Source organism: Pseudomonas sp., from assembly GCF_037994325.1.
Taxonomy (GTDB): domain Bacteria; phylum Pseudomonadota; class Gammaproteobacteria; order Pseudomonadales; family Pseudomonadaceae; genus Aquipseudomonas.
This window is the reverse complement of the sequence record NZ_JBBNAH010000012.1, coordinates 1-9631: the sequence shown is the minus strand read 5'-3', so window position 1 is coordinate 9631 and position 9631 is coordinate 1. Positions and strand designations below refer to the sequence as shown.

Below are 9631 nucleotides of genomic sequence, written 5' to 3'. Positions count from 1 at the left end.
ATCCAGGGCCCCAAGGGTCTGCATGCGGTCAATATCAACTCGATAAACCAGACAGTCGAAGCACCCGCTGCAGCTGTCGCTCAACCGCAGGCAGTCACCTCCGAAGCGTAAAAATCTTGCCTAACCGCTAGATTAATTGCGCATAAAAAAGGCCGGTCATTAGACCGGCCTTTTTTTAACCACGCTTTTTGATCACATGTGCTTGATCATGGCGTCGCCGAAAGCGGAGGACGACAGCAAGGTCGCGCCTTCCATCAGACGCTCAAAGTCGTAGGTAACGGTTTTGGCCGAGATAGCCCCGTTAACTCCGTCGATGATCAAGTCTGCTGCCTCGGTCCAGCCCATGTGGCGCAGCATCATTTCAGCGGAAAGGATGAGCGAACCTGGGTTCACTTGGTCCTTGCCGGCGTACTTAGGTGCGGTGCCGTGGGTGGCTTCGAACATAGCGATGTTGTCCGACAGGTTAGCGCCCGGAGCAATACCGATACCGCCTACTTCGGCCGCCAGAGCGTCGGAGAGGTAGTCGCCGTTCAGGTTCAGGGTAGCGATCACATCGTACTCAGCCGGGCGCAGCAGAATCTGCTGGAGCATGGCGTCAGCGATGGCGTCTTTAACCACAACCTTTTTACCGGTGTTCGGGTTGGTGAACTGCATCCAAGGGCCGCCGTCGAGCAGCTCAGCGCCGAATTCGTTTTTGGCGATTTCGTAGCCCCAATCTTTGAAGGCACCTTCGGTGAACTTCATGATGTTGCCTTTATGCACGATGGTCAGCGAGTCGCGGTTGTTGTCGACCACGTACTGCAGTGCTTTACGCACCAGACGCTGAGTACCCTGCTTGGACACTGGCTTGACGCCGATACCGCAGTCCTGGTCGAAACGGATTTTGGTAACACCCATTTCTTCTTTCAGGAACTTGATAACTTTCTGAGCTTCCGGCGAGCCGGCTTTCCACTCGATACCGGCATAAATGTCTTCCGAGTTTTCACGGAAGATAGTCATGTCGACGTCTTGCGGCTTTTTAACCGGGCTAGGTACGCCGGTGAACCAACGCACTGGGCGCAGGCATACATAAAGGTCGAGCTCTTGGCGCAGGGCCACGTTCAGGGAACGAATACCACCGCCAACTGGGGTGGTCAGAGGACCTTTGATGGAAACAACGTAATCGCGAACAGCTTCGAGTGTTTCTTTCGGCAGCCAGGTGTCTTGATCGTAAACCTGGGTAGCCTTCTCACCGGCGTAAACTTCCATCCAGGAGATTTTGCGCTCGCCGCCGTAGGCTTTTTGTACGGCAGCATCAACGACCTTGATCATCACTGGGCTGATATCTACACCAATGCCATCACCCTCGATGTAAGGGATGATTGGATTGTTCGGTACATTCAGGGACATATCGGCATTAACGGTGATTTTGTCACCGGTTGCTGGCACCTGGATCTTTTGGTATCCCATGCTGGACTCCGTTGCTTTCGTGGTCTGACATCCCGCCGCGCGGATGGCGTGGCGATATGGAACTTGAATTGGTCTCGGAAAGGCGGGCCATTCTTGTAGTATTTCTACAGAAAGTCACGCACTTTTCTCGCATTTGTCGGACTAAACACCCGCTGCAGGCCGCATTATTACGGCCTTGGGCCTGCCCATGTAGCCAAACTACATGCGCACTACATTTCCCGTTCGGCCAGGGCGCTTTTCAGCCTAGCAGCTTGGGTCGATCTTGCCTTTTTCGGCGCCGCTTGCGATACCCCGCCGCGCGCTGATCGCACAGGAGTTAGCTATGCGCTTTACCCCGCACGTTACCGTGGCCACTATCGTTGAAGATCAGGGTCGTTTTCTGCTGGTGGAGGAAACCGCCGACGGCCGCGCTGTATTTAATCAGCCTGCCGGCCACTTGGAAGCCGACGAAAGTCTCATGCAGGCGGCGACTCGCGAAACCCTGGAAGAAACCGGCTGGGATGTCGAGCTCACAGCTGTCACAGGTATCTATCTATACACCGCACCTAGCAACGGCGTGACCTACCAGCGCGTGTGCTTCGCCGCCAAAGCCCTCCAGCAGCGTGACAACTATCAACTGGACGACGGCATCATCGGTCCGCAGTGGCTGACCCGCGACGAGCTGGCGGCGCAACCTGAGCGCTGGCGTAGCGAGCTGGTGTTGCGCTGCATTGACGACTATTTGGGCGGTGAACGTTTTCCCTTGGCATTGCTGCGCGACTAGCGCTAATCGCCGTTCACCCGGCTCGCCTGTTAGAATCGCGTTTTTCCGAAAAGCCCTGCATCAGAATCCCTATGCGTGACAACTCCTCTACCCGCGTGATCGTCGGCATGTCCGGCGGTGTTGACTCCTCCGTCTCCGCCCTTCTGCTCTTGGAGCAGGGTTACCAGGTGGAAGGCTTGTTTATGAAGAACTGGGAGGAAGACGACGGCACCGAATACTGCACCGCCATGGACGACATGGCTGACGCGCAGGCGGTGTGCGACAAAATTGGCATCAAGCTGCACACCGCCAACTTTGCCGCCGAATACTGGGACAACGTGTTCGAACATTTCCTCGCCGAATATAAGGCTGGGCGCACGCCGAACCCGGACATCCTCTGTAACCGCGAAATCAAGTTCAAAGCCTTCCTCGACTACGCCCTGATGCTCGGCGCCGACCTGATCGCCACCGGCCATTACGTGCGCCGCCGCGACACCGACGGCCGCACCGAACTGCTCAAAGGCCTGGACCCGAACAAAGATCAGAGCTACTTCTTGCATGCCGTTGGCGGCGAACAACTGGCGAAAACCCTGTTTCCGGTGGGCGAACTGGAAAAGCCGCAAGTGCGCGCCATCGCCGAGAAACACGAACTGGCGACTGCGAAGAAAAAGGACTCCACCGGCATCTGCTTTATTGGTGAGCGCCGTTTCAGCGACTTCCTCAAGCAGTACCTGCCCGCCCAGCCCGGCAATATCGAAACCACCGAAGGTGAAGTGATCGGCCGCCACCATGGCCTTATGTACCACACCATCGGCCAGCGCCAGGGCCTGGGCATCGGCGGCCTGAAAGATGCCGGCGAAGAGCCGTGGTACGTGCTGATAAAAGACCTTGAGCGCAACGTATTAGTCGTCGGCCAAGGCAATGAGCACCCCTGGCTATTCTCCAGCGCCCTGCTCTGCTCGGAAATCTACTGGGTCAACCCCATCGACCTCAGCAGCCCGCGCCAACTGACCGCCAAAGTGCGCTACCGCCAAGGCGACCAAGCCTGCACCTTGGAACAAACCGCCAGTGGCTATCGCGCGGTGTTTGCCATGCCGCAGCGCGCTGTTACCCCTGGCCAGTCGGTGGTGTTTTACGACGGTGAAATCTGCCTTGGCGGCGGCGTAATAGAAGTAGCCGAACCCTGGAGCAGTAAGGAAAAACGCGCATGACCCCGACGCAGGAACAACTGATCGCCCTGGGCGGCGTCTTTGAGGCGGCGTTTTTGGTCGATCAGGTCGCGCGCACCGGGCAGATCAGCGAAAGCGCCCTGAGTTGCATGCTCGGCAGCCTGATGATCCGCGACCCAAAAACCACCCTGGAAGTTTACGGCGGCGACGATATCAACCTGCGCAATGGCTACCGCGCCCTGCTTAGCGCCCTGGAGCGCGACCCCAGCACCTTGCAACGCGAACCGCTGCGCTATGCCCTCGCCCTGCTTGGCCTGGAGCGCAAGCTGGCCAAGCGCGACGATATGCTGCAAACCATCGGCACGCGCCTCGACCAAATCCAAAACCAGGTGCAGCACTTCGGCCTGGTGCATGAGAACGTCATCGCGGCCAGCGGCGGCCTGTACCAAGACACCCTCAGCACCTTTCGCCAACGCATTCAGGTGCATGGCGATATGCGCAACCTGCAGCAACCGAGCAATGCCGCGAAGATTCGCGCCTTATTGCTGGCAGGCATTCGTTCGGCGCGCCTATGGCGGCAGCTGGGCGGCCATCGCTGGCAGTTGGTGCTTAGCCGTCGCAAGTTGCTGAAAGACCTTTACCCGCTGGTTCGCAACTAAAAGCCAACCACCATCCCGTAGGTTGGATCGGTCCGCGTTCGGTGAGCGCAGCGAAGCCCAACGGGCCGGCCCAACAGCGAGTCAGACGGGCTCCGCGTATAGATTTCCGCGCGAACCGATAAGCGCCGTCCTTTTGGACGGCCTGTTGGGCTCTGCCGATGGCTCAACCCAACCTACGACACCGCGTGCCTCCTTATGGGAAAAACCCGACAGAGCATTCGCGATGCGCGGGTCAGGGGAGGTTTTTCTATGTATAATTCGCGCCCCTTTTCGTCGCCCGACTGTCCGAGAACGCCCCATGCAGCTCTCCTCGCTCACCGCGGTATCCCCCGTTGATGGCCGTTACGCCAGCAAAACCAGCGCTCTGCGCCCAATCTTCAGCGAATACGGCCTGGTCCGTTTCCGCGTTATGGTCGAGGTTCGCTGGCTGCAGCGCCTGGCCAGCCACACCGGCATCCCGGAAGTTGCACCCTTCTCGGTAGAGGCCAATGCCCTGCTCAACACCTTGGCCGAAAGCTTCCAACTGGAGCACGCCGAGCGCGTTAAAGAAATCGAGCGCACCACCAACCACGACGTTAAAGCCGTGGAATACCTCCTTAAAGAACAAGCCGCCAAGCTGCCTGAACTGGCCGCCGTCAGCGAGTTCATCCACTTCGCCTGCACCAGTGAGGACATCAACAACCTGTCTCACGCCTTGATGCTGCGCGAAGGCCGCGACACCGTATTGCTGCCGCTGATGCGCCAGCTGGCCGACGCCATTCGCGAACTGGCTCACCGTTTTGCCGACGTACCTATGCTGTCACGTACCCACGGCCAACCAGCCTCCCCAACGACCCTGGGTAAAGAACTGGCCAACGTGGTTTACCGCCTGGAGCGTCAGATCGCTCAAGTGGCTGCCGTGCCGCTGCTGGGCAAGATCAACGGTGCCGTGGGCAACTACAACGCGCACTTGTCGGCCTATCCGGATGTTGATTGGGAAGCCAACGCTCGCGAGTTTATTGAAGCTGAGCTGGGGCTGACCTTTAACCCTTACACCACCCAGATCGAACCCCACGACTACATCGCCGAGCTGTTTGATGCCGTGGCACGCTTCAACACCATCCTCATCGACTTTGATCGCGATATCTGGGGCTATATCTCCCTGGGCTACTTCAAGCAGCGCACCATTGCCGGCGAAATCGGTTCGTCGACCATGCCGCACAAGGTCAACCCGATCGACTTCGAAAACTCCGAAGGCAACCTGGGTATCGCCAACGCCCTGCTGCAACACTTGGCTAGCAAACTGCCGATTTCCCGCTGGCAGCGCGACCTGACCGACTCCACCGTACTGCGCAACCTCGGCGTTGGTTTCGCCCACAGCGTGATCGCTTACGAAGCCACCCTTAAAGGCATCAGCAAACTGGAGCTCAACGCTCAGCGCATTGCCGCCGACCTGGACGCGTGCTGGGAAGTGCTGGCCGAGCCGGTACAAACCGTGATGCGCCGCTACGGTGTGGAGAATGCCTACGAGAAGCTCAAGGAGCTGACCCGCGGCAAAGGCATCAGCAGCGAGGCCCTGCAAACCTTTATCGATGGCCTGGACATTCCAGCCGAGGCCAAGGTTCAGCTACGCGCCCTGACTCCTGCTGGCTACGCGGGCAACGCCGCCGCCCAGGCCAAGCGCATCTGACTGCTACCGCCCCTGCACACGCCCGGCAGTGCCGGGCGTTTTTATTTTGGGGCTTTGAACACTTTCAAGGGCTTAGCTATGAATCCTGATATTCCGCTGCAGATGCTGGGTGGCATTACCGCCCGTGAGTTCTTGCGCGACTACTGGCAGAAGAAACCGCTGCTGGTGCGCCAGGCCATCAGCGACTTTGAAAGCCCGATTTCCGCCGACGAACTGGCCGGCTTAGCGCTGGAAGAAGAAGTCGAATCGCGCCTGGTGCTCGAACATGGCGAGCGCCCTTGGGAGCTGCGCCGCGGCCCATTCGAGGAAGACGCCTTCAGCACCCTGCCCGAGCGCGACTGGACCTTGCTGGTGCAAGCCGTCGACCAGTTCGTACCCGAAGTGGCCGAGCTGCTGCAGCACTTCCGCTTTTTGCCCAGCTGGCGCATTGACGATGTGATGATCAGCTTCGCCACCCCAGGCGGCGGTGTGGGCCCGCATTTCGACAACTACGACGTTTTCCTTCTCCAGGGCCAGGGACACCGGCGCTGGAAAATCGGCCAGATGTGCGACTCAGATACCCCCATGCTCGAGCATGCAGATCTGCGCATTCTGGCCAACTTTGAACAGACCGACGAATGGGTGTTGGAGCCCGGCGACATGCTCTATCTGCCGCCACGTTTGGCTCACTATGGCACCGCCGAGGATGATTGTATGACCTATTCCGTGGGTTTCCGCGCCCCTAGCGCCGCAGAAGTTTTGACCCATTTCACCGACTTCCTGAGCCAGTTCCTGCCAGACGAAGAACGCTACAGCGACGCCGGCACCGTGCCAGCCAGCGACCCCCATCAGATTCAGCGCGACTCGCTGGACCGCCTGAAAGCCCTGCTCAATGAGCACATGGGCGATGAGCGCCTGCTGATGACCTGGTTTGGCCAATTTATGACAGAGCCTAAGTACCCCGAGCTGGTAGCCGGCACCGAGCTGGACGAAGAAGAACTGCTCGAGCAGATCGAAAACGGCGCCATGCTGGTCCGTAATCCAAGCGCGCGCCTTGCCTGGTCTGAGGTCGGTGAAGACCTGGTGCTGTTTGCCAGCGGTCAGAGCCGCCTACTCTCGGCCAGCCTGCGTGAACTGCTGAAATTGATCTGTGCCGCCGACGTGCTGCACATGGAAAACCTTGGCCAATGGCTGGCCGATGACGAAGGGCGTAACCTCGTCCTCGAGCTGGTCAGACAGGGAAGTTTGGAGTTTGCAGATGAGTAGCAACGTACAAGTTCGGGTCGCGAGCTGGCAGAAAGACAACGCCGACCTGCGCCGTATTCGCGAGACAGTATTTATCGCCGAGCAAGCCGTTCCCGCCGAGCTGGAATGGGATGCGGAAGATGTGGAAGCGGTGCACTTTCTCGCCGTCGATGGCGATTACGCGATCGGCACCGCACGCTTGCTGCCCGACGGCCATATTGGCCGGGTGTCGGTACTTAAAGACTGGCGCGGTTTGAAAGTTGGCGAAGCATTGATGACCGCAGTGATCAATGAAGCCGAGCGTCGCGGCTTGAAGGAACAGACACTCAGCGCTCAGGTTTACGCCACCGCATTCTATGAGCGGCTAGGCTTTACCGTTGTCAGCGGCGAGTTTCTCGACGCCGGCATCCCCCACGTAGAGATGAAACGCATCAGTCAGTGAGGTCAGGATGATCGACGAAGATACGCCGCAAACAGACACCACGGACGGTGTCGCGGACTCTCCACCCGCAGAGCTGCCCGCCATCGAATTCGTGTCGCCGGGCAGCTTCGCAGTGCACAACCCGCCCGCCCAGCATGGCGAACGTGAGCGCCGTGAACCGGCACCCTTTCAACTGGGCGGCGAGCGCGAACTGCAGCACTTTACCCGCCCGGAGCAAGCCCAGGCCCACGCCCTGGCGTTGCTGCAACAAGCGCAGCGCAGCCTGTGCATTTACACCCCCGACCTCGAGCGCTGGCTCTACCACCACAGCAGCGTGCAGGACGCCTGCACGCAATTTCTGTTGGCCAACCCTAAAAACCGTCTGCGCATTCTGCTGAACGATCCGAGCAGCGCGGTAAAAGAAGGTCATCGCTTGCTGCAACTGTCCCGACGCCTTTCGAGCAACCTGCACATTCGCAAGCTGAATCCCAGCTATACCAACGATGAAATTGCCTATCTGCTGGCGGATACCGGCGGCTTGCTGATGCGCCCAAAGCTGGAACAGATCGCTGGCTATGCGCTGTACAACGACCCCGGCCAAGTGCGGGTGATGCAAAACAAATTCGATCAGGCGTGGGACGTCAGCGTCAGCGACCTGGACTTACGGAGCTTACTGCTATGACCTTGCGCACCCTGCTCGCCGCTCTCTGCTTGTGCCTGAGCCAGCCGCTGCTGGCCGCCACCGAAGTGATACCGCTGAACTACCGCACCGCCGACGACGTGTTACCCGTGGTGCAATCGGTGCTCGGCAACGAAGGCCGCGCCAGTAACTACGGCAACCAACTGATCGTTAATGCCCCACCCGCCAAGTTGCAGGAAGTGCGCGACCTGCTTAAGCAACTCGACAAACAGCCACGGCGCTTGCTGATCAGCGTCGACACCAGCGACAGCAACTCCTCCAACAGCCAAGGCTATTCGGTCAACGGCACTGCCAGCGCCGGCAATGTCGAAATCCAATCCGGACGCGGCGAAGTCAACGGCCGCGACCAAGTGCGCATTATCAACCGCAGCACCCAAAGCCGCGGCGGCGGTACACAGCAGGTGCAAACCAGCGAAGGCTATCCGGCGCTTATTCAGGTCGGTCAGAGCGTGCCGCTGACCACCACCAGCGTCGACAGCTACGGACGCCCGTACAACAACACCGAATACCGCAACGTCACCCGCGGCTTTTATGTCACCGCCAGCCTGACCGGCGACTTGGTGCACATCAGCATCGCCAACAACAACGATCGCCTAAGCCAGACCCAGCAAGGCGCAATCAACATCCAAAACACCGAGACCAAAGTCACTGGCCGCCTGGGTGAATGGATCACCATCGGCGGCGTGAATGAAAACTCTCAGTCTGACCAAAGCGGCTTTATTCAGCGCCGCTCCACCCAAGGTCGCGAGGATATGACCCTGCGCGTAAAGGTTGACGCCCTGGACTGACAAGGCCGCGACTGGCGGGGAAATTCGTGACCCGCAAGTCGCACGTCGAACAATATGTAGTAGTAGAAAAAAAGCACTACAAAACGTTTGACGAAGCTGTTTGGCAGAGGCATCATGGCCCCGCTCCCGCTAATCAGAGGCCTCGAAAGAGCCTCCGGATCGCAACCTGCTTACCGTAGATTCGATTCGTGTTTTACCGCTCAAAAGGCAGTTCGACGAGATTGCGACTGGAACGAAGTTGTCCTGAGGGACGGGGAAGCGTTTTACGTAACAGCCAGACTGGCCGCCACAGCCCACCGCGACACCCAACGGTTTCCACGAGCCGGCAAGTGCCAAAGCAGCTGACGCCACCTTCCTGTTCACCCCCTCTGCCCCCTCCTCAGCTTCAATCCCGTCTCAGTCGATATCTCGTTGCTCTGCAGTACACCTACCGCTGCAAGACCACTCAGCTTTGTCCGGTTTTGAATGGGAAGTGTCGTGCTCAACCAATCATCAACTTTGAAGGATTGACCATGTCTGCTTATCAAAATGACATCAAAGCCGTAGCCGCTTTGAAAGAAACCGCCGGCAACAGCTGGAGTGCGATCAACCCTGAGTCCGTCGCCCGTATGCGCGCTCAGAACCGCTTCAAAACCGGTCTGGATATCGCCAAGTACACCGCCGCTATCATGCGCAAAGACATGGCCGACTACGACGCTGACTCTTCTGTCTACACCCAGTCCCTGGGCTGCTGGCACGGCTTCATCGGTCAGCAGAAGCTGATTTCGATCAAGAAGCACCTGAAGACCACCAACAAGCGCTACCTCTACC

The 9631-nt window shown here is 58.7% G+C and carries 9 protein-coding genes and 1 pseudogene; 9 read left to right on the top strand and 1 reads right to left on the bottom strand.

The features are described 5' to 3' along the window. Positions 1–192: 192 nt before the first annotated feature. Positions 193–1449, bottom strand: a complete 1257-nt coding sequence (icd, locus tag AAAB16_RS00320; RefSeq protein WP_340661531.1) for an NADP-dependent isocitrate dehydrogenase — start codon at positions 1447–1449, stop codon at positions 193–195. Between the two features lie 322 nt (positions 1450–1771). Between icd and AAAB16_RS00315 the strand changes: the two genes are divergently transcribed. From AAAB16_RS00315 to AAAB16_RS00275, 9 genes and pseudogenes are all read left to right on the top strand, one after another. After that, a complete protein-coding gene (locus AAAB16_RS00315; protein ID WP_340661530.1) occupies positions 1772–2212 on the top strand; it encodes an NUDIX hydrolase in 441 nt (146 codons plus the stop codon). A 71-nt stretch (positions 2213–2283) separates the two neighbouring features. Next, the gene (mnmA, locus tag AAAB16_RS00310; protein ID WP_340661529.1) at positions 2284–3402 is read left to right on the top strand and encodes a tRNA 2-thiouridine(34) synthase MnmA; all 1119 of its coding nucleotides are present in this window, start codon (positions 2284–2286) and stop codon (positions 3400–3402) included. Beyond that, the gene (hflD, locus tag AAAB16_RS00305) at positions 3399–4019 is read left to right on the top strand and encodes a high frequency lysogenization protein HflD (RefSeq protein ID WP_340661528.1); all 621 of its coding nucleotides are present in this window, start codon (positions 3399–3401) and stop codon (positions 4017–4019) included. Before mnmA ends, hflD begins: the two co-directional genes overlap by 4 nt. A gap of 298 nt (positions 4020–4317) precedes the next feature. After that, a complete protein-coding gene (gene purB, locus AAAB16_RS00300) occupies positions 4318–5688 on the top strand; it encodes an adenylosuccinate lyase (RefSeq protein ID WP_340661527.1) in 1371 nt (456 codons plus the stop codon). Positions 5689–5766: 78 nt separating this feature from the next. Further along, complete coding sequence (locus AAAB16_RS00295; RefSeq protein ID WP_340661526.1) at positions 5767–6933, top strand: cupin domain-containing protein; 1167 nt, start codon at positions 5767–5769, stop codon at positions 6931–6933. Beyond that, entirely contained in the window at positions 6926–7354 is a 429-nt protein-coding gene (locus tag AAAB16_RS00290; protein ID WP_340661525.1) for a GNAT family N-acetyltransferase, read from the top strand. Before AAAB16_RS00295 ends, AAAB16_RS00290 begins: the two co-directional genes overlap by 8 nt. 7 nt (positions 7355–7361) lie before the next feature. Further along, the gene (locus tag AAAB16_RS00285) at positions 7362–8015 is read left to right on the top strand and encodes a histone acetyltransferase HPA2 (RefSeq protein WP_340661524.1); all 654 of its coding nucleotides are present in this window, start codon (positions 7362–7364) and stop codon (positions 8013–8015) included. Further along, on the top strand, positions 8012–8821 hold the full coding sequence (locus AAAB16_RS00280; protein WP_340661523.1) for a secretin N-terminal domain-containing protein: 810 nt from the start codon (positions 8012–8014) through the stop codon (positions 8819–8821). The genes AAAB16_RS00285 and AAAB16_RS00280 overlap by 4 nt, the downstream gene beginning before the upstream one ends. Before the next feature lie 512 nt (positions 8822–9333). After that, positions 9334–9631: pseudogene (locus tag AAAB16_RS00275) on the top strand (isocitrate lyase); the annotation flags it as partial.

What these genes read in the sequence shown, in the direction of transcription:
- icd (WP_340661531.1), bottom strand. Translation starts at nt 1,449, where the DNA reads ATGGGATACCAAAAGATCCAGGTGCCAGCAACCGGTGACAAAATCACC.
- AAAB16_RS00315 (WP_340661530.1), top strand. Translation starts at nt 1,772, where the DNA reads ATGCGCTTTACCCCGCACGTTACCGTGGCCACTATCGTTGAAGATCAG.
- mnmA (WP_340661529.1), top strand. Translation starts at nt 2,284, where the DNA reads ATGCGTGACAACTCCTCTACCCGCGTGATCGTCGGCATGTCCGGCGGT.
- hflD (WP_340661528.1), top strand. Translation starts at nt 3,399, where the DNA reads ATGACCCCGACGCAGGAACAACTGATCGCCCTGGGCGGCGTCTTTGAG.
- purB (WP_340661527.1), top strand. Translation starts at nt 4,318, where the DNA reads ATGCAGCTCTCCTCGCTCACCGCGGTATCCCCCGTTGATGGCCGTTAC.
- AAAB16_RS00295 (WP_340661526.1), top strand. Translation starts at nt 5,767, where the DNA reads ATGAATCCTGATATTCCGCTGCAGATGCTGGGTGGCATTACCGCCCGT.
- AAAB16_RS00290 (WP_340661525.1), top strand. Translation starts at nt 6,926, where the DNA reads ATGAGTAGCAACGTACAAGTTCGGGTCGCGAGCTGGCAGAAAGACAAC.
- AAAB16_RS00285 (WP_340661524.1), top strand. Translation starts at nt 7,362, where the DNA reads ATGATCGACGAAGATACGCCGCAAACAGACACCACGGACGGTGTCGCG.
- AAAB16_RS00280 (WP_340661523.1), top strand. Translation starts at nt 8,012, where the DNA reads ATGACCTTGCGCACCCTGCTCGCCGCTCTCTGCTTGTGCCTGAGCCAG.